This window comes from Pectobacterium aquaticum (assembly GCF_003382565.3).
In the GTDB taxonomy this organism is placed as follows: domain Bacteria; phylum Pseudomonadota; class Gammaproteobacteria; order Enterobacterales; family Enterobacteriaceae; genus Pectobacterium; species Pectobacterium aquaticum.
Genome location: NZ_CP086253.1, coordinates 230,228 through 250,345, shown reverse-complemented (window position 1 = coordinate 250,345; position 20,118 = coordinate 230,228). Strand labels below are relative to the sequence as shown.

Here is a 20,118-nt window from a genome sequence, read left to right as displayed (position 1 = left end):
ACGTCATGACGATGAACCATTATACGCAAGACCGTCAGTCCCCTCTGTTCAAAGCGATGCAGTGGGCTAGACGTAATCTCTTCTCAAGTATCAGCAATAGCCTGTTAACGCTATTTTGCCTCTGGCTGTTGTGGGTTGCCATACCGCCGCTGCTTAATTGGGCGATCTTTCAGGCGAACTGGATCGGTACAACTCGGAATGACTGTACGCGTGATGGTGCTTGTTGGGTCTTCATCCATGCCAGATTTAGTCATTTCATGTATGGACTGTATCCGGCAGAGGAAGTCTGGCGCATCAACTTTGCACTCGCTATCGGGCTACTCAGTATCCTGCCGATGTTCCTGAAAAGCATCCCCTATCGCGGACGCTATCTTGCCGTCTGGGCAGTGGCGTATCCGCTCATCGCCTGGTGGTTGCTTTACGGCGGCTTTGGCGGACTCAGTAGAGTGGAAACCTATCAATGGGGTGGCCTAACGTTGACGCTGATCATCGCCGCCGTGGGTATTGCGGGTGCACTGCCACTTGGTATCTTGCTCGCATTAGGTCGTCGTTCCACGCTGCCGATTGTCCGTATGCTTTCCGTCGTGTTCATCGAGTTCTGGCGTGGTGTACCGCTCATCACCGTGCTTTTTATGTCATCCGTGATGCTACCGCTATTTCTAACGGAAGGCACCACGATCGATAAACTGCTGAGGGCATTAGTCGGCGTTATTTTATTCCAGTCCGCTTATGTCGCAGAGGTGGTTCGCGGTGGCTTGCAGGCACTGCCGAAAGGACAATATGAAGCCGCTGAATCACTGGGCTTAGGCTATTGGCGTATGCAGGGGCTGGTCATTCTCCCGCAAGCGCTGAAAATGGTTATCCCGGGTCTGGTGAATACCATTATTTCTCTCTTTAAAGACACGAGTCTGGTGATCATCATCGGTCTTTTCGATCTCTTCAGCAGTATCCAACAAGCAACGGTCGATCCGACTTGGCTGGGCATGTCGACGGAAGGCTATGTCTTTGCCGCGATGGTCTATTGGATTTTCTGTTTCAGCATGTCGCGCTATAGCCAACATCTGGAAAATCGTTTTAACACCGGACACAAGTCACACTGAGGCCATCCATGAATCAGACTGTATTAACTCAATCAACCGATCACATGATTACCTTAGAGAATGTGAATAAGTGGTACGGGCAATTTCATGTGCTTAAAGACATCAATCTTCAGGTCAGGCAGGGGGAACGCATTGTGCTGTGTGGCCCTTCCGGCTCGGGGAAATCAACCACCATACGCTGTATTAATCATCTCGAAGAGCATCAGCAAGGGCGAATTGTCGTTGATGGGATTGAATTAAATAATGATTTGCGCAACATCGAAAAAATTCGTACTGAAGTTGGCATGGTTTTTCAACACTTCAATCTTTTCCCACACTTAACTGTGTTGCAGAACTGCACCCTGGCACCATGCTGGGTGCGCCACACGCCGAAAAAAGAAGCGGAAGAGCTGGCAATGCACTATCTGGAACGCGTGCGTATCGCCGCACATGCGCATAAATTTCCGGGGCAGCTATCTGGAGGCCAGCAACAACGTGTGGCCATCGCCCGTTCACTGTGCATGAAGCCCAAGATTATGCTGTTTGACGAGCCGACGTCTGCGCTGGATCCTGAAATGGTAAAAGAGGTGCTAGATACTATGCTTGGGCTAGCTCAGGATGGAATGACGATGCTTTGCGTCACGCATGAAATGGGATTCGCGAGAACCGTCGCTGATCGGGTGATCTTTATGGATCAAGGTGAGATCGTAGAACAAGCCCCACCAGATATTTTCTTCTCCAGCCCTCGTTCAGAGCGCACGCAATCATTTCTTTCACAAATCCTGCACTAATCTGAAGCATCCTGCCTGCGTGTCCTACGCAGGCCTTCCCCAATATCGCCATTATGATGGATCTCACTGCTCGCGTTAACGCATAATTAACGCGAACTGGATAAGTTAGGAAGGTTTCTGCATACTAAAACTGCCCCTCTATCACTGCTTCTCTATCCCGTATTTGTTACGGCTATCTACCTGATACGCCTAAATAAATACACAGCTCGGAAATCTATTGCAGATAACACCCCATAGCAAAAAGCCCCTGTCTTTCGACAGGGGCTTTCCACGTGTTTGATGCCTGGCAGTTTATGGCGGGCGTCCTGCCCGCCACCCTCAGGGCCGTTGCTCCGCAACGTGCAAATCCGCTCCCGGCGGATTTGTCCTACTCCAGAGAGCGATTACCGACAAACAACAGATAAAATAAAAGGCCCAGTCTTTCGACTGGGCCTTTTATTTTATTTGATGCCTGGCAGTTCCCTACTCTCACATGGGGAAACCCCACACTACCATCGGCGCTACGGCGTTTCACTTCTGAGTTCGGCATGGGGTCAGGTGGGACCACCGCGCTATCGCCGCCAGGCAAATTCTGTTTCATTCCAACCGTCATGCTTCGCTCACGCCCTCGCACAACCATCAGAACCAATCTTTGAACAAGCTAAATATCAAAACACGTCGCTATGAGTCACTCTCAAAACACCTTCGGTGTTGTAAGGTTAAGCCTCTCGGGTCATTAGTACTGGTTAGCTCAACGTATCGCTACGCTTACACACCCAGCCTATCTACGTCGTCGTCTTCAACGGCCCTTCAGGGGCATCTAGTGCCCAGGGAAGACTCATCTCGAGGCAAGTTTCCCGCTTAGATGCTTTCAGCGGTTATCTCTTCCGCACTTAGCTACCGGGCAATGCAATTGGCATCACAACCCGAACACCAGTGGTGCGTTCACTCCGGTCCTCTCGTACTAGGAGCAACCCCTCTCAATCTTCCAACGCCCACGGCAGATAGGGACCGAACTGTCTCACGACGTTCTAAACCCAGCTCGCGTACCACTTTAAATGGCGAACAGCCATACCCTTGGGACCTACTTCAGCCCCAGGATGTGATGAGCCGACATCGAGGTGCCAAACACCGCCGTCGATATGAACTCTTGGGCGGTATCAGCCTGTTATCCCCGGAGTACCTTTTATCCGTTGAGCGATGGCCCTTCCATTCAGAACCACCGGATCACTAAGACCTGCTTTCGCACCTGCTCGAGCTGTCACTCTCGCAGTCAAGCTAGCTTATGCCTTTGCACTAACCTCCTGATGTCCGACCAGGATTAGCTAACCTTCGTGCTCCTCCGTTACGCTTTGGGAGGAGACCGCCCCAGTCAAACTACCCACCAGACACTGTCCGCAACCCGGATTACGGGCCCACGTTAGAACATCAAACATTAAAGGGTGGTATTTCAAGGTTGGCTCCACAAGAACTGGCGTCCTCGCTTCAAAGCCTCCCACCTATCCTACACATCAAGGCTCAAGGTTCAGTGTCAAGCTATAGTAAAGGTTCACGGGGTCTTTCCGTCTTGCCGCGGGTACACTGCATCTTCACAGCGAGTTCAATTTCACTGAGTCTCGGGTGGAGACAGCCTGGCCATCATTACGCCATTCGTGCAGGTCGGAACTTACCCGACAAGGAATTTCGCTACCTTAGGACCGTTATAGTTACGGCCGCCGTTTACCGGGGCTTCGATCAAGAGCTTCGCCTTGCGGCTGACCCCATCAATTAACCTTCCGGCACCGGGCAGGCGTCACACCGTATACGTCCACTTTCGTGTTTGCACAGTGCTGTGTTTTTATTAAACAGTTGCAGCCAGCTGGTATCTTCGACTGAGTTCAGCTCCGTGAGCACGTCACTTCACCTACCATCAGCGTGCCTTCTCCCGAAGTTACGGCACCATTTTGCCTAGTTCCTTCACCCGAGTTCTCTCAAGCGCCTGAGTATTCTCTACCTGACCACCTGTGTCGGTTTGGGGTACGATTTGATGTTACCTGGAGCTTAGAGGCTTTTCCTGGAAGCGTAGCATTGGTTACTTCATCACCGTAGTGACTCGTCATCACGCCTCAGTGTTAATGACGACCCGGATTTACCAAGGTCATCCACCTTCACGCTTAAACCGGGACAACCGTCGCCCGGATAACCTAGCTTTCTCCGTCCCCCCTTCGCAGTAACACCGAGTACAGGAATATTAACCTGTTTCCCATCGACTACGCTTTTCAGCCTCGCCTTAGGGGTCGACTCACCCTGCCCCGATTAACGTTGGACAGGAACCCTTGGTCTTCCGGCGTGCGGGTTTTTCACCCGCATTATCGTTACTTATGTCAGCATTCGCACTTCTGATACCTCCAGCAGCCCTCACAGGCCACCTTCGACGGCTTACAGAACGCTCCCCTACCCAACAACACCTAAGTGTCGCTGCCGCAGCTTCGGTGCATGGTTTAGCCCCGTTACATCTTCCGCGCAGGCCGACTCGACCAGTGAGCTATTACGCTTTCTTTAAATGATGGCTGCTTCTAAGCCAACATCCTGGCTGTCTATGCCTTCCCACATCGTTTCCCACTTAACCATGACTTTGGGACCTTAGCTGGCGGTCTGGGTTGTTTCCCTCTTCACGACGAACGTTAGCACCCGCCGTGTGTCTCCCGTGATAACATTCTTCGGTATTCGGAGTTTGCATCGGGTTGGTAAGTCGGGATGACCCCCTAGCCGAAACAGTGCTCTACCCCCGAAGATGAATTCACGAGGCGCTACCTAAATAGCTTTCGGGGAGAACCAGCTATCTCCCGGTTTGATTGGCCTTTCACCCCCAGCCACAAGTCATCCGCTAATTTTTCAACATTAGTCGGTTCGGTCCTCCAGTTAGTGTTACCCAACCTTCAACCTGCCCATGGCTAGATCACCGGGTTTCGGGTCTATACCCTGCAACTTAACGCCCAGTTAAGACTCGGTTTCCCTGCGGCTCCCCTATACGGTTAACCTTGCTACAGAATATAAGTCGCTGACCCATTATACAAAAGGTACGCAGTCACCTAACAAGTAGGCTCCCACTGCTTGTACGTACACGGTTTCAGGTTCTATTTCACTCCCCTCGCCGGGGTTCTTTTCGCCTTTCCCTCACGGTACTGGTTCACTATCGGTCAGTCAGGAGTATTTAGCCTTGGAGGATGGTCCCCCCATATTCAGACAGGATGTCACGTGTCCCGCCCTACTCATCGAACTCACAACTTGTGCATTTTTGTGTACGGGACTATCACCCTTTACTGTGCGACTTTCCAGACGCTTCCACTAACACACAAACTGATTCAGGTTCTGGGCTCCTCCCCGTTCGCTCGCCGCTACTGGGGGAATCTCGGTTGATTTCTTTTCCTCGGGGTACTGAGATGTTTCAGTTCCCCCGGTTCGCCTCATGACACTATGTATTCATGTCATGATAGTGTGTCGAAACACACTGGGTTTCCCCATTCGGGTATCGTCGGGTATAACGCTTCATATCAGCTTACCGACGCTTATCGCAGATTAGCACGCCCTTCATCGCCTCTGACTGCCTAGGCATCCACCGTGTACGCTTAGTCGCTTAACCTCACAACCCGAAGGTGTCTTTAATAAATAAAGCCAACGTCGCGCTGCGATTATTTGAGAGACTCATTGACGCACTGATACACCATTCATACCCGCAGGTACCAATGCATGTTCAGCTGTCATGTTTCAATTTTCAGCTTGTTCCAGATTGTTAAAGAGCAAAACGTCGCAGTGCACCCATACAGGTACACTCTGAAGTTTTCTATACAGCGAGTAGTGATGGTGGAGCTATGCGGGATCGAACCGCAGACCTCCTGCGTGCAAGGCAGGCGCTCTCCCAGCTGAGCTATAACCCCATCGTTGCTTACAGATACCTTAGATACCACTCACGGAAGAGTTGGTAGGCCTGAGTGGACTTGAACCACCGACCTCACCCTTATCAGGGGTGCGCTCTAACCACCTGAGCTACAAGCCTATTAAGGTATTTCTGCTCGTTATTTTCATCAGACAATCTGTGTGAGCACTTCACTTAACACACATCTTCTTGGTAAGGAGGTGATCCAACCGCAGGTTCCCCTACGGTTACCTTGTTACGACTTCACCCCAGTCATGAATCACAAAGTGGTAAGCGCCCTCCCGAAGGTTAAGCTACCTACTTCTTTTGCAACCCACTCCCATGGTGTGACGGGCGGTGTGTACAAGGCCCGGGAACGTATTCACCGTAGCATTCTGATCTACGATTACTAGCGATTCCGACTTCATGGAGTCGAGTTGCAGACTCCAATCCGGACTACGACGTACTTTATGAGGTCCGCTTGCTCTCGCGAGGTCGCTTCTCTTTGTATACGCCATTGTAGCACGTGTGTAGCCCTACTCGTAAGGGCCATGATGACTTGACGTCATCCCCACCTTCCTCCGGTTTATCACCGGCAGTCTCCTTTGAGTTCCCGACCGAATCGCTGGCAACAAAGGATAAGGGTTGCGCTCGTTGCGGGACTTAACCCAACATTTCACAACACGAGCTGACGACAGCCATGCAGCACCTGTCTCACAGTTCCCGAAGGCACTAAGGTATCTCTACCAAATTCTGTGGATGTCAAGAGTAGGTAAGGTTCTTCGCGTTGCATCGAATTAAACCACATGCTCCACCGCTTGTGCGGGCCCCCGTCAATTCATTTGAGTTTTAACCTTGCGGCCGTACTCCCCAGGCGGTCGATTTAACGCGTTAGCTCCGGAAGCCACGCCTCAAGGGCACAACCTCCAAATCGACATCGTTTACAGCGTGGACTACCAGGGTATCTAATCCTGTTTGCTCCCCACGCTTTCGCACCTGAGCGTCAGTCTTTGTCCAGGGGGCCGCCTTCGCCACCGGTATTCCTCCAGATCTCTACGCATTTCACCGCTACACCTGGAATTCTACCCCCCTCTACAAGACTCTAGCCTGTCAGTTTTGAATGCAGTTCCCAGGTTAAGCCCGGGGATTTCACATCCAACTTAACAGACCGCCTGCGTGCGCTTTACGCCCAGTCATTCCGATTAACGCTTGCACCCTCCGTATTACCGCGGCTGCTGGCACGGAGTTAGCCGGTGCTTCTTCTGCGGGTAACGTCAATCGATAAGGTTATTAACCTCACCGCCTTCCTCCCCGCTGAAAGTGCTTTACAACCCGAAGGCCTTCTTCACACACGCGGCATGGCTGCATCAGGCTTGCGCCCATTGTGCAATATTCCCCACTGCTGCCTCCCGTAGGAGTCTGGACCGTGTCTCAGTTCCAGTGTGGCTGGTCATCCTCTCAGACCAGCTAGGGATCGTCGCCTAGGTGAGCCATTACCTCACCTACTAGCTAATCCCATCTGGGCACATCCGATGGCGAGAGGCCCTAAGGTCCCCCTCTTTGGTCCGAAGACGTTATGCGGTATTAGCTACCGTTTCCAGTAGTTATCCCCCTCCATCAGGCAGTTTCCCAGACATTACTCACCCGTCCGCCGCTCGTCACCCAGAGAGCAAGCTCTCCTGTGCTACCGCTCGACTTGCATGTGTTAGGCCTGCCGCCAGCGTTCAATCTGAGCCATGATCAAACTCTTCAATTTAAGATTTGTTTGATTTGCTGAACTCGTCAGCGATGCTCAAAGAATTAGTCACTGTTCATTCGTAATGAATTTTACTGTTGTTCACTCTTCAAGACTTTTTTATATCGTTAAGATACGGTCTTGTGAGTGCCCACACAGATTGTCTGATTAAATTGTTAAAGAGCAGTGCCACTTCATCGGTGGCGCGGGCTGCACATACTATGCTTTTCCGCTGTGAAGTCAAGTCATTACTGACTGCTTCGTTGAATCTTTTTGCTGTCACCACAACCGCGTGTCGCTGTTGCCGTGTCAGTGGATGCGCATTATAGGGACTTCTCGTCAGGCCGCAATAGGTGTTTTAAAGAAAAATGACTGTTTGCTGCATTCCACAGCAAAACCCCGCTTTATACCTATTTTTGCACAAACTTATCCACAGAAAGCATTCTACTCAAAAATTGACGAGCATCACGCAAACGTTTTCGCTACAATTCACCCCGTTCAAAATCGTCGTATTTTTGCGAACGCTAACTGAATATTTCTCTTTATTCCGCAATTATTGCTCTGACAAAGACGATATTCACATACCGTTCTTTACTGACTACCCAAATCCAGGGGATAACATCATCATGCAACAACGCCGTCCAATTCGCCGCGCTCTGCTCAGCGTTTCTGACAAAGCAGGTATTGTCGAATTTGCTCAAGCTCTGTCCCACCGTGGCGTCGAGCTCCTTTCAACGGGTGGAACAGCCCGTTTGCTGGCCGATGCTGGGTTAGCGGTGACTGAAGTCTCTGACTACACCGGTTTCCCGGAAATGATGGATGGGCGTGTGAAGACCTTGCACCCAAAAGTACACGGCGGCATTCTGGGACGGCGCGATCAAGATGATGCGATCATGACGCAGCACGACATCAAACCGATTGATATCGTCGTTGTGAATTTGTATCCATTTGCCCAGACCGTCGCTCGTGAGAACTGCACGTTAGAAGATGCGGTTGAGAACATCGATATCGGTGGCCCGACGATGGTCCGCTCCGCCGCCAAGAACCATAAAGATGTGGCTATCGTGGTCAAGAGCAGCGACTACAGCGCCATCATTAACGAAATCGACGCCAACGAGGGTTCACTGACCTACGAAACCCGTTTCGATTTAGCCATTAAAGCCTTCGAGCACACTGCCGCTTATGACAGTATGATTGCCAACTACTTTGGTGCACTGGTTCCGCCTTACCATGGTGATACCGATAAACCATCGGGCCACTTCCCGCGCACGTTGAACCTGAACTACATCAAAAAGCAGGACATGCGCTACGGTGAGAACAGCCATCAGCAAGCGGCCTTCTATATAGAAGAGAATATTCACGAGGCCTCTGTCGCCACCTCTACACAGTTACAAGGCAAAGCGCTGTCTTATAACAACATCGCCGACACCGATGCAGCGCTGGAATGTGTGAAAGAATTTGCAGAACCAGCCTGCGTTATCGTTAAACACGCGAATCCGTGCGGCGTAGCAATTGGCGGCTCAATTCTTGATGCTTACGAGCGCGCCTATAAAACCGACCCAACATCTGCATTCGGCGGCATTATCGCTTTCAACCGCGAGCTGGATGAAGAGACGGCTCAGGCCATCATTAGCCGCCAGTTTGTCGAAGTGATTATTGCGCCATCTGCCAGCGAGGCCGCATTGAAGGTGACCGCAGCCAAACAAAACGTACGCGTCTTGACCAGCGGCAGTTGGCAACAACGCGTTCCTGGACTGGACTTCAAACGCGTCAACGGTGGTTTGCTGGTACAGGACCGCGATCTGGGCATGGTCGATGCATCTCAATTGCGTGTCGTCACCGAGCGCCAGCCGAGCGAACAGGAATTACGTGATGCCCTTTTCTGCTGGAAAGTGGCTAAGTTTGTTAAATCCAATGCGATTGTGTACGCACGCGACAATATGACCATCGGGATAGGTGCTGGCCAGATGAGCCGCGTTTACTCAGCGAAAATCGCCGGCATCAAAGCGAGCGACGAAGGGCTGGAAGTAAAAGGTTCCGCCATGGCGTCTGATGCGTTCTTCCCATTCCGTGATGGTATTGATGCCGCGGCTGCTGTTGGCATTACCTGTGTGATCCAACCGGGCGGGTCTATTCGTGATGATGAAGTCATTGCCGCCGCCAACGAACACGGCATTGCGATGATCTTTACCGACATGCGCCATTTCCGCCATTAATTCTGGAGCTGACCGAAATGAACATTTTAGTAATTGGTAATGGCGGACGCGAACACGCGCTGGCCTGGAAAGCCTCACAGTCACCGCTGGCGAAACATGTTTATGTTGCTCCGGGAAACGCGGGCACCGCACTTGAACCTGCGCTGACCAACGTCGATATCGCCGCAACGGATATTCCAGCGTTAGTCACCTTTGCGCAGGCAAACCACATCGATTTAACCATCGTTGGCCCAGAAACACCGTTAGTTATCGGTGTTGTGGATGCGTTTCAGAACGCGGGGCTAAAAATCTTTGGCCCAACGCAGGGCGCTGCACAGTTAGAAGGCTCTAAAGCCTTTACGAAAGATTTTCTGGCACGCCACAATATCCCGTCAGCGGAATATCAGAACTTCACCGAAGTTGAACCCGCGCTGGCCTATGTACGCAGCAAAGGCGCACCTATCGTCATCAAGGCCGACGGACTAGCTGCGGGTAAAGGCGTGATTGTCGCCATGACGTTGCAGGAAGCAGAGAACGCCATTCAGGATATGCTAGCGGGGAATGCATTCGGCGATGCCGGACACCGTATCGTGGTGGAAGAGTTCCTTGATGGCGAAGAAGCCAGCTTCATCGTGATGGTAGATGGCAAGAATGTCTTGCCGATGGCAACCAGTCAGGACCATAAGCGTGTTGGGGATAAAGATACTGGCCCGAATACCGGTGGTATGGGCGCTTATTCGCCAGCTCCGGTCGTGACCGATGAAATCCACCAGCGAGTGATGGATCAGGTAATTTGGCCGACCGTGAACGGCATGGCCGCTGAGGGAAATACCTACGTCGGTTTCCTGTATGCTGGTCTGATGATTTCTGCCGATGGTCAGCCAAAAGTGATCGAATTCAACTGCCGCTTTGGCGATCCAGAAACACAGCCAATTATGCTGCGCCTGCGTTCCGATCTGGTGGAGCTGTGTCTGGCAGCCTGTGACGGCACGCTGGATCAGAAAGATTCTGTCTGGGATGAACGTCCGTCTCTGGGCGTGGTATTGGCTGCAGGCGGTTACCCGGCTGACTACAATACGGGCGATGTGATTTCCGGTTTACCACAGCATGATGCCGAAGATGGCAAAGTCTTTCACGCTGGCACCAAGTTGAACGGCATTGATGTCGTCACCAACGGTGGCCGTGTACTGTGCGTCACTGCGTTAGGTAATACCGTCGCTGAAGCGCAACAACGCGCTTATGAAATAGCAGCAGGCATTCAGTGGCAAGGGGTATTCTGTCGAAAAGATATCGGCTACCGTGCCATTGAGCGCGAGCAAGCCTGATAAAACGATGGTCCGATAACGATTGTCTGATAAATACTGAAGCCCGGAGAAATCCGGGTTTTTTATCGCTAATGCCTATTTAGGCTGCCACTGGCAGACGTCATCTTCCACCACCAGTAATAACTGCGTTCCTTCTGGCGCGTCCAGCCACGCGACGTTTAGCGGGCGCGTGGCATGCGCTTTTTGCTGTGCGAGCCATTCACGCGAGTCATTGTCAAAATCAGGGCGAACCACCGTACCGTCACACGACTGCACCTGCCCTTCCAGCCATTTCCCTTGCTTTAGCATCACCTTGCCTGCACGCAGTACATCGCTTAATTCCAGCATGCGCTTAGCATCAAAGTGGTAAAGCGCGATTTCATCATCAGAAACCGATTCACGCCTTTCGGCAAGCTGCCGCTGCATAAAGCTGACAGTGCCATCTTCTGCAAAGCGCAAACGCATATCTTCTTGTTGTGCACCGAGCTGATTACGCTGTATCTCGCGTAGCTTATCCTGCTGGAACGTATAGCGAGTCACTACCAGACCATTACCTTGAAGCGGGTTGTATACGGTGGTCAGTGCAGCCGTATTCTGCGCATCATCCTTGCGCCACAAACGCACAACACCACGATCGGCAACGTAACCGCTGGCGAAAACGTCTGGCGGTGCGGTGCGGCTACTGCAGGCCACCACGGCTATAAGCACGAGGCCTGCGCCACACCAGCGTCGTAAAAGCAAAAGGGGCGAAAACGCCCCTCTGCTTAAACTTTTAACCGGCATGGGGTTATTTAACAGCGTCTTTCAGAGCCTTGCCAGAAACAAATGCTGGCACGTTGGCTGCAGCAATTTTAATTTCTTTACCGGTTTGTGGGTTGCGGCCAGTGCGCTCATTACGATGGTTCACTTTAAACGTACCAAAACCAACTAATTGTACTGCATCACCTTCTTTCAGAGACTCGGTAATTGCCGCCAAAGTTGATTCCAGAGCTGCTTTAGCCTGTGCTTTTGACAGATCAGCTTTGTCCGCAATTACATCAATCAGTTGAGTCTTATTCATAAGTTATCCTTACAGTGTGTTTATCGCTTGCTAAGCATCGAGTGCGATGGATATGCCCCATCCCGTTTTAGGGTGTAGTAGCACTCTCCTGCATACACGCACCGACAGCCACTTTTTTACGCCCCCCAAATGTAGACCAGACAGGGTGCGAATGTGAAGCCTTAAGACGGGCCATTTCAGGCCTTAAATCACGTTTTATCGCGTTATTGATGCAAATTTATCCCGATGTTACTACTTCCGGCCTCGCGCACATCGGACCGGAGCCCTTTGATCAGTTCAATGTCGCGTTCTTCACAGGCCGCCAACAGGCGAAAAATCTCCCATTGGATGTCCCACTCTTCTTCAATCGCAGGTAAAATCTTGAGCTCATCGTCGGTCATTTCTTTGCCCGCCTGCGTCATTTCCAGCATGGCAACCGTGCGGATAGACGTTTCGCTAATCGCTATTGCATGTTCCAGCGTTTCCCCGCTTAAACGCGAATGAATCAGTTCACCCAGAGCGATGCAGGCATCAATAGCTGGATAGACGCCGTAAAGATCGTAATCTTCCGCAGCGGGAACCGCTTCTTCCAGTTTTTCCAACTGGCTATCGAAATTAACCTTCGCATCTTTAACAACCAATGTTTCCCATACCAGATCGAGAATACGACGGTACACCATCGCGTCGCCGAATGCTGTTTGACGACAAAACTCGTGGTAATTTGGATACATACGTTCACAAAGACATGCCATGAAAGTGACATGTTGCCAGCTCGTCAGCTTTTCCAGACGTAAATGAATGGGGTTACGTAACATTTTTATGCTCATTAACGGCGACGGACGGCAGTGTACCTGAAATCACAGTGACGCCCTATGCCTGAATTCCTAAAGTTTTACGACAATACGTTAGCCACTTACTGCCGTTGCCAACGAACAAATGCGGGACGATTTGATGCGACAGCATCAGCCCAACGAGTCGGCTCCGGTAAACGGTAACCGCGCATACAAGATTGCACCCAGTACAATGCACTATCCTGACTGACTCGATGCCCCGTCGCCACAAACAACGGATTACAGCGCGCTTTACTGCGCCATACCCAGCCAATCTGCTCGCCTTTATCCAGTAACGGCTGCTGACTGCCAACGCTCTCCGCCAATGGCTCAAATCGGCCACAAAGCCGACTTTTCGCCACGCCAATCGTCGGAACATCAACGAGCAGACCAAAATGGCTGGCAACGCCGAGACGACGTGGATGGGAAATCCCATGCCCATCAACAAACAGGAGATCCGGTTTCTGTTTAAGCAACGCCCACGCGGCGAGTAGCCCAGGACATTCACGAAACGAAAGAAAGCCGGGGATATAAGGCATTGTCGTGCTGATACGCGCAATCTTGTATTCTATCAGTTCCAACGAAGGATAGCGCATTACCGCAATCGCAGCGCGGGTTACGGAGCCTTCTTGCTCAAAGCCAACGTCCGCACCCGCGATAAACGTGGGCTGCTCAAAAGGTAAATCGTCGTGCCGAATCACATCAGAAGCGCGGGCCAACTGTTCAGCCCGCAGCCGTTGTGTATCAATCACATCACCTCCTGTGAATCATGCGTGATAAGGGCGAGACAACCGATGCACGGCCTCAACGAAAACGCCCGCATGCTCCGGCGGCACATCCTGATGAATACCGTGACCCAGATTGAAAACATGGCCGTTGCCTTGTCCAAATCCAGCCAGGATCGACGCCACTTCCTGCTCGATCCGTGCCGGACCGGCATACAACATCGACGGATCCATGTTTCCCTGTAGCGCGACTTTATCGCCTACGCGACGGCGTGCGTCAGCAATATCGCTCGTCCAGTCTAGCCCCAACGCGTCGCAGCCCGTTTCTGCCATCGCTTCCAGCCACTGGCCGCCACCTTTAGTGAAGAGCGTCACGGGCACACGGCGACTTTCATTCTCGCGCTGCAAACCATCAACGATCTTGTGCATGTAATGCAGAGAAAATTCTTTGTAGTCGCGTCCGCTCAGCGCGCCGCCCCAGGTATCGAAGAGCATCACCGCCTGCGCACCCGCGCGAATCTGCGCGTTGAGATAAAGAATGACGCTATCAGCCAGCTTATCCAGCAACAGGTGTAGCGTTTTAGGCTCGGCGAACATCATTTTCTTGATGACGGTAAACGCTTTGCTGCTACCGCCTTCAACCATATAGGTCGCCAGCGTCCACGGGCTGCCAGAGAAGCCGATAAGCGGCACTTCACCCGCGAGATTTTTACGGATCGTCCGCACCGCGTTCATCACATACCCGAGTTCCTGTTCTGGATCAGGGACAGGCAGGTTAACCACATCGGCATGCGACGTGATCGGGGAGTGAAAGCGTGGGCCTTCACCCGCTTCAAAATAAAGCCCTAAGCCCATGGCATCAGGGATAGTGAGAATGTCAGAGAACAGGATCGCCGCATCCAGCGCATAGCGCCGTAAAGGTTGTAACGTGACTTCACAAGCCAGCTCTGCGTTTTTACACAGCGACATAAAATCACCCGCTTGCGCGCGCGTTGCCTTATATTCCGGCAGATAACGCCCCGCCTGACGCATCATCCACACCGGGGTGACATCAACGGGTTGGCGTAATAACGCCCGCAAATAGCGATCGTTTTTCAGATCAATCATGTTCTTTTCCTTTCAACCTCACGGCGGTTCTACACCGGATAGATGTGATGAAACGGATGCGTTATAAGGCAAACGCTTTATGACGCAAAGAGTACCACGTCAGCCTTCGTTCTCGTGATAAGTGCGGCACAGTACCACCGTATCTTCAATAAGCCGACGCGCGACGGTGCCCGGTGGAGGCAACTGCGGGAGTTGGTCATAACGGAACCAGCCCGCGTCACGTAGCTCTTTCGGATCATGCTTGATTTCACCACCTGCATAATCGGCCATAAACGCCATCATCAGAGAATGAGGGAATGGCCAAGGCTGCGAGCTCACATAGCGCAAGTTTTTTATCTGAATTTGGCTCTCTTCCATTACCTCACGCACGACCGTCTGCTCCAGCATTTCGCCCACTTCTACAAACCCAGCCAGCACGGTGTACATGTTTCCGCGATGCCGATTGTGCTGCGCTAGCAGAATCTCATCACCACGGCGAATCGCAACGATGATGCAAGGCGCGATCTGCGGATAATAGCGCTCTTTGCAGTGGTGACATAAGCACGCCAGCTCCGTTTTGCTCCGCACCATATCATGGCCGCAATAACCACAAAAACGATGAGAACGATAGAACTCAGCCAACTGTACGCCTCGCCCTGCCAGTTGGAATAAATCCACGTCCTGATCGAGCAGTTGGCGAACCGATGCCATATCGGTATCGCGGCCCTGGCACACCAACCAGACAGGCAGTCCTTGCCATTCACCGATTTGGCGAGCCGTTTTCCCCTGCAACGACCACGCCGTAGCCGTTCCGCGCGGCAATTCTCCCTGAGGGAGCCAGATTTGTACCGCGTCGCTAACCACCCACCAGCCGGTTTCATCACCTTTTAGCGTCTGTTCCATATCTTTTTATTGCTCCACTGCCACTTCACTGGCATTTTACATTCAGAGTGATTACATAAGTTTTATAACTGGGATTTCAGTTATTTCTTACCGTTCACGGAGTCAACAATGCTAAACCAGCTACAAAGTCTAACTGAATACGTTGGTGGCAATAATGCGTTAATCGACCAATGGCTACAAGCGCGTAAGCGGCTTCTGGTGGCTTACTATCATCTGGTTGGCATCAAGCCGAACAAGGAAACGCTTTCTCTTCTGGATGAAGAGGCATTGGATAATTTTTGCCAGAATCTGGTGGACTATCTTTCTACCGGCCACTTTCATTTATACGAAAAAATGCTGCATGAAGCAGCGACGCACAGCGAACAAGTATTAGCGCTTTCCACCCAGCTCGACTTCGCCCTGCAAAATAACACACAGCAAATTATGACGTTTTACGATAGCCATCTGGCGGCAGCCATCGACCATGATAACTGCCTCGAATTCCAGCAGGCACTCTCCCACGTCGGCGAAGCGCTGGAGGAACGTTTTACGTTAGAAGACAGAATGATTCAGCAGGTTTACGACAAATAGCCGTCATTTGACGTTATTTCAGGACATCATCACACATTGTAAAAGCAAAAGCGGCACGCTTTGACATCCGCGTTTTGCCGACATACAGTGTAGGGGTTTTATTGGCCCGTTTAAGAGACGGGCATATCTTGTCGGAGTGCCTAGCGTGCTCGTGTTTTGTTTTACGAAATCAATCGTTATGACGAAACTTATGAGCGCACAGGCTGAGACCGTTAATTCGGGATCCGCGGAACCTGATCGGGTTAATACCTGCGAAGGGAACAAGAGTAATGCACCCCTATTGAGCCCAAGGCTGCGTATTCCTACATACCTGCTCTGACGCCCAATATCATTATTACTCCCTCCGGCTCCAGACAAGCAATCTTCCCTTTACGTCTTACAGGAACTTGCTATGTCTACAGAACCCTTGTCTATAAAAACCTCGTCGGTAAAGACAGAGTTATCTACAGCATCCAAATCCGGTCGCCGTGAACAGCGTGCCGCCGCCCAGCAGTTTATTGAAACCTTACAGGGAACCGCCTTTCCCAATTCCAAACGCATTTACCTGACAGGTTCACGCGATGACATCCACGTACCGATGCGAGAAATTCAGCTTAGCCCGACGTTGCTTGGCGGCAGTAAAGACAACCCCCAATACGAACCCAATGAGCCAATTCCGGTTTACGATACGTCAGGGCCTTATGGCGACCCCGCTGCGCAACCCGATGTCCGCGTTGGGCTAGCGAAGCTGCGCGCCAGCTGGATTGCAGAACGTTACGACACCGAGTCGCTATCCGGCGTCAGCTCCGATTTCACCCAACAGCGGTTGGCGGATGCCGGTCTGGATCATCTGCGTTTCGAACATTTGCCACGACCTTTGCGTGCCAAAGCAGGCCAACGCGTTACCCAGCTCCACTATGCCCGACAGGGGATCATTACCCCCGAAATGGAATTTATCGCCATTCGCGAAAATATGGGGCGCGAGCGTATTCGCGGCGAGGTACTACGCCAGCAGCATCCAGGGCAAAGTTTTGGCGCCCTTCTGCCAGAAAACATCACGCCGGAATTTGTCCGTCAGGAAGTGGCCGCCGGGCGTGCCATTATTCCCTCAAACATCAATCACCCCGAATCGGAACCGATGATTATCGGCCGTAATTTTCTGGTGAAGGTTAACGCCAATATCGGTAACTCCGCCGTGACGTCTTCCATCGAAGAAGAGGTGGAAAAGCTGGTCTGGTCTACCCGCTGGGGCGCGGATACCGTGATGGATCTCTCCACCGGCCGCTATATTCACGAGACCCGCGAGTGGATTCTGCGTAACAGCCCCGTGCCAATCGGGACGGTACCGATTTATCAGGCGCTGGAAAAAGTGAACGGTGTGGCGGAAAACCTGAACTGGGAAATGTTCCGCGATACGCTGCTGGAGCAGGCAGAACAGGGCGTGGACTATTTTACGATCCACGCTGGCGTGTTGTTACGCTACGTGCCGATGACCGCCAAACGCCTGACCGGCATCGTATCACGCGGCGGTTCCATTATGGCAAAGTGGTGCCTGTCGCATCACAAAGAGAGCTTCCTGTACGAACACTTCCGTGAAATCTGTGAAATTTGTGCCGCTTACGATGTTGCGCTGTCGCTGGGTGACGGCTTACGCCCGGGTTCCATTCAGGACGCCAACGACGAAGCCCAGTTTGCCGAGCTGCATACGTTAGGTGAGCTGACCAAAATTGCCTGGGAATACGACGTTCAGGTGATGATCGAAGGCCCCGGCCACGTTCCGATGCAGATGATCCGCCGCAATATGACCGAAGAGCTTGAACACTGCCACGAAGCACCATTCTATACGCTCGGCCCGCTGACCACCGATATCGCTCCGGGTTACGATCACTTCACCTCTGGCATCGGTGCCGCCATGATCGGCTGGTTCGGCTGTGCGATGCTCTGTTACGTGACGCCGAAGGAACATCTTGGCTTGCCGAACAAAGAAGACGTCAAACAGGGGCTGATTACCTACAAGATCGCCGCTCACGCCGCTGATTTGGCGAAAGGCCACCCCGGTGCGCAGATCCGTGATAACGCCATGTCAAAAGCACGTTTCGAATTCCGCTGGGAAGACCAGTTCAATCTGGCGCTCGATCCCCAAACCGCCCGTGCCTACCACGATGAAACGCTGCCGCAGGAATCCGGCAAAGTCGCCCACTTCTGTTCCATGTGCGGCCCTAAATTCTGCTCGATGAAAATCTCACAGGAAGTACGCGACTACGCCGCGAAACAGGAAGCAGAAGCCAAACCAGTTGAAGTGGGTATGGCGCAGATGTCGCAAGAATTCCGCTCGCGCGGCAGCGAGCTTTATCACAGCGCCACCAGCCTGCAAACCGAGGAAAGCAAATGACGGACTCGACGACTTTTGCCCCAACGGCACAGCGACTGGGGCTTTATCCCGTCGTCGATAGCGTGGAGTGGATCGAGCGACTACTCGGCGTCGGGGTGAAAACGATCCAGCTTAGGATCAAAGATCGGTCAGATGAACAAGCCGAAGCCGATGTGATCCAGGCGATCGCATTGGGTCGCCGCTATCAGGCGCAGCTCTTCATCAATGACTACTGGAAATTAGCGGTAAAACATCAGGCATACGGCGTACATCTGGGTCAGGAAGACCTGAATACTGCCGATCTGGCCGCGATTAAACAAGCGGGTATGCGCTTAGGCGTCTCTACGCATGACGATCGTGAACTGGCACGCGCGGTGGCGATAAACCCGTCCTATATCGCGCTGGGGCATATTTTCCCGACGCAAACCAAGGATATGCCATCAGCGCCGCAGGGGCTGGCCGAACTAACGCGGCACATAACCGATCTGCAGGACCGTTTTCCCACCGTTGCAATTGGCGGCATCAGCATCGACAGAGTACCTGCGGTGCTGGCAACGGGCGTCGGCAGCATTGCCGTCGTCAGCGCCATTACTCAGGCACCAGACTGGCGGCAGGCCACCACGACGCTGCTCAAAATGATTGAAGGACGGGAGGCATGATATGGTAACGACTCACCATCCAGCGCCTGCCGGACTGAGCGATAGCGAATTCATGCGCTACAGCCGTCAACTAATGCTGGAAGATATTGGCCCGGAAGGTCAGGAGAAGCTCAAAGCCGCCCGCGTTCTGCTCGTTGGGCTGGGTGGGCTTGGGGCGCCCGCTTCGCTCTATCTGGCCGCCGCTGGGGTCGGCACGCTACTGCTTGCCGACGATGACTCACTGCACATCAGCAACCTGCAACGCCAGATTCTGTATCGCACCAGCGACACCGACAAACCCAAAGCCGTGTTGGCGCAGCGTCAGCTACAGGCATTAAATCCGCACTCAGAAGCGATTGCGATTACCGAAAGGCTCAGCGGTGACGCGTTATACAGCGCCGTCAGCCGCGTCGATCTGGTGCTGGATTGCAGCGACAACATGACCACGCGCCACGCGGTTAACGCCGCCTGTTTTAGCGCAGGCAAGCCGCTCATCAGCGGGAGCGCCGTCGGTTTCAGCGGCCAGCTCGCCGTCTTCACACCGCCTTATCACGCTGGCTGCTACGCTTGCCTGTACCCCGATACGACCGAACCGCAGCGCAACTGCCGCACCGCCGGCGTGCTGGGGCCGGTGGTCGGCGTGATTGGCACGCTTCAGGCACTGGAAGCGATAAAACTGCTGGCCGGTATACCGTCCGCGCTAGACGGCAAGCTGAGGATGTTCAATGGCAAACAGCAGAGTTGGAACACGCTCCAACTGACGCGTGCCCCCCATTGCCCAGTATGTGGAGGGAAGCATGAAAATCACGCTGAATGACGAACCCTTTGAATGCCCAGAGGCCACCACGGTTGAAGCGCTGCTGAGCCAGATCAATCGGCTCCAGCCTGGCACAGCGCTGGCCATCAACCAAACCATTATCCCGCACGCCACCTGGCCACAACATCAGGTGCAAGACGGTGATGATATTTTGCTTTTTCAGGCAATCGCGGGAGGATGAC

Annotated in this window: 15 protein-coding genes, 2 tRNA genes, 3 rRNA genes and 1 riboswitch; of the genes, 9 read left to right on the top strand and 11 right to left on the bottom strand. The window is 52.6% G+C overall.

All coding sequences use genetic code 11. From position 1 onward, the window contains the following. Positions 1-5 precede the first annotated feature (5 nt). A complete protein-coding gene (locus DMB82_RS01120; RefSeq protein ID WP_116156347.1) occupies positions 6-1,100 on the top strand; it encodes an amino acid ABC transporter permease in 1,095 nt (364 codons plus the stop codon). Between the two features lie 8 nt (positions 1,101-1,108). Continuing rightward, positions 1,109-1,870 carry an amino acid ABC transporter ATP-binding protein gene (locus tag DMB82_RS01115; protein ID WP_116163839.1) on the top strand — a complete coding sequence of 254 codons (762 nt, stop codon included), beginning with the start codon at positions 1,109-1,111 and terminating at the stop codon, positions 1,868-1,870. Between the two features lie 449 nt (positions 1,871-2,319). Here DMB82_RS01115 and rrf read toward each other — a convergent pair. From rrf to DMB82_RS01090, 5 genes are all read right to left on the bottom strand, one after another. After that, positions 2,320-2,435, bottom strand: a 5S ribosomal RNA gene (gene rrf / locus DMB82_RS01110). Between the two features lie 129 nt (positions 2,436-2,564). Further along, positions 2,565-5,471: ribosomal RNA gene (locus DMB82_RS01105) — 23S ribosomal RNA — on the bottom strand. Between the two features lie 219 nt (positions 5,472-5,690). After that, positions 5,691-5,766, bottom strand: a tRNA-Ala gene (locus DMB82_RS01100). Between the two features lie 42 nt (positions 5,767-5,808). After that, a tRNA-Ile gene (locus DMB82_RS01095) sits at positions 5,809-5,885 on the bottom strand. Between the two features lie 73 nt (positions 5,886-5,958). Then, positions 5,959-7,500: ribosomal RNA gene (locus DMB82_RS01090) — 16S ribosomal RNA — on the bottom strand. Together the 16S, 23S and 5S rRNA genes with 2 tRNA genes alongside form the textbook arrangement of a ribosomal RNA operon. A gap of 605 nt (positions 7,501-8,105) precedes the next feature. On the opposite strand from DMB82_RS01090, the gene purH reads away from it, so the two are divergent. Both purH and purD read left to right on the top strand, forming a co-directional pair. Then, positions 8,106-9,695: a bifunctional phosphoribosylaminoimidazolecarboxamide formyltransferase/IMP cyclohydrolase gene (purH, locus tag DMB82_RS01085; protein WP_116164301.1), complete on the top strand. Its 1,590-nt coding sequence runs from the start codon at positions 8,106-8,108 to the stop codon at positions 9,693-9,695. Positions 9,696-9,712: 17 nt separating this feature from the next. Continuing rightward, positions 9,713-10,999, top strand: coding sequence for a phosphoribosylamine--glycine ligase (purD, locus tag DMB82_RS01080; protein ID WP_102116809.1), 1,287 nt, complete (start codon positions 9,713-9,715; stop codon positions 10,997-10,999). Positions 11,000-11,074: 75 nt separating this feature from the next. Here the strand turns inward: purD and DMB82_RS01075 are convergent, their stop codons facing one another. The 6 genes from DMB82_RS01075 to nudC all read right to left on the bottom strand — a co-directional run bounded on the left by DMB82_RS01075 (position 11,075) and on the right by nudC (position 15,561). Further along, entirely contained in the window at positions 11,075-11,761 is a 687-nt protein-coding gene (locus tag DMB82_RS01075; RefSeq protein WP_102116810.1) for a DUF1481 domain-containing protein, read from the bottom strand. Positions 11,762-11,765: 4 nt separating this feature from the next. Then, positions 11,766-12,038: a nucleoid-associated protein HU-alpha gene (gene hupA / locus DMB82_RS01070; RefSeq protein ID WP_005970302.1), complete on the bottom strand. Its 273-nt coding sequence runs from the start codon at positions 12,036-12,038 to the stop codon at positions 11,766-11,768. Positions 12,039-12,241: 203 nt separating this feature from the next. Next, complete coding sequence (locus tag DMB82_RS01065) at positions 12,242-12,832, bottom strand: YjaG family protein (protein ID WP_102116811.1); 591 nt, start codon at positions 12,830-12,832, stop codon at positions 12,242-12,244. A gap of 98 nt (positions 12,833-12,930) precedes the next feature. Continuing rightward, positions 12,931-13,599 (bottom strand): deoxyribonuclease V, encoded by a 669-nt coding sequence (nfi, locus tag DMB82_RS01060; RefSeq protein WP_116156676.1) that lies wholly within the window; start codon positions 13,597-13,599, stop codon positions 12,931-12,933. Between the two features lie 15 nt (positions 13,600-13,614). Continuing rightward, positions 13,615-14,679 (bottom strand): uroporphyrinogen decarboxylase, encoded by a 1,065-nt coding sequence (hemE, locus tag DMB82_RS01055; RefSeq protein WP_116164303.1) that lies wholly within the window; start codon positions 14,677-14,679, stop codon positions 13,615-13,617. 99 nt (positions 14,680-14,778) lie between these two features. Then, positions 14,779-15,561, bottom strand: coding sequence for an NAD(+) diphosphatase (nudC, locus tag DMB82_RS01050; protein ID WP_102116814.1), 783 nt, complete (start codon positions 15,559-15,561; stop codon positions 14,779-14,781). Positions 15,562-15,669: 108 nt separating this feature from the next. On the opposite strand from nudC, the gene rsd reads away from it, so the two are divergent. The 5 genes from rsd (at position 15,670) to thiS (ending at position 20,117) form a co-directional block, all read left to right on the top strand. Further along, a complete protein-coding gene (gene rsd, locus DMB82_RS01045; protein WP_102116815.1) occupies positions 15,670-16,131 on the top strand; it encodes a sigma D regulator in 462 nt (153 codons plus the stop codon). Between the two features lie 122 nt (positions 16,132-16,253). Then, a riboswitch (TPP riboswitch) is annotated at positions 16,254-16,408 on the top strand. Between the two features lie 114 nt (positions 16,409-16,522). After that, entirely contained in the window at positions 16,523-18,502 is a 1,980-nt protein-coding gene (gene thiC / locus DMB82_RS01040; protein WP_116164305.1) for a phosphomethylpyrimidine synthase ThiC, read from the top strand. Then, positions 18,499-19,140: a thiamine phosphate synthase gene (thiE, locus tag DMB82_RS01035; RefSeq protein ID WP_116164307.1), complete on the top strand. Its 642-nt coding sequence runs from the start codon at positions 18,499-18,501 to the stop codon at positions 19,138-19,140. Before thiC ends, thiE begins: the two co-directional genes overlap by 4 nt. A 1-nt stretch (position 19,141) precedes the next feature. Continuing rightward, on the top strand, positions 19,142-19,936 hold the full coding sequence (locus tag DMB82_RS01030) for a HesA/MoeB/ThiF family protein (RefSeq protein ID WP_116156679.1): 795 nt from the start codon (positions 19,142-19,144) through the stop codon (positions 19,934-19,936). Next, complete coding sequence (gene thiS, locus DMB82_RS01025; RefSeq protein WP_102116819.1) at positions 19,917-20,117, top strand: sulfur carrier protein ThiS; 201 nt, start codon at positions 19,917-19,919, stop codon at positions 20,115-20,117. The genes DMB82_RS01030 and thiS overlap by 20 nt, the downstream gene beginning before the upstream one ends. Position 20,118 lies beyond the last annotated feature (1 nt).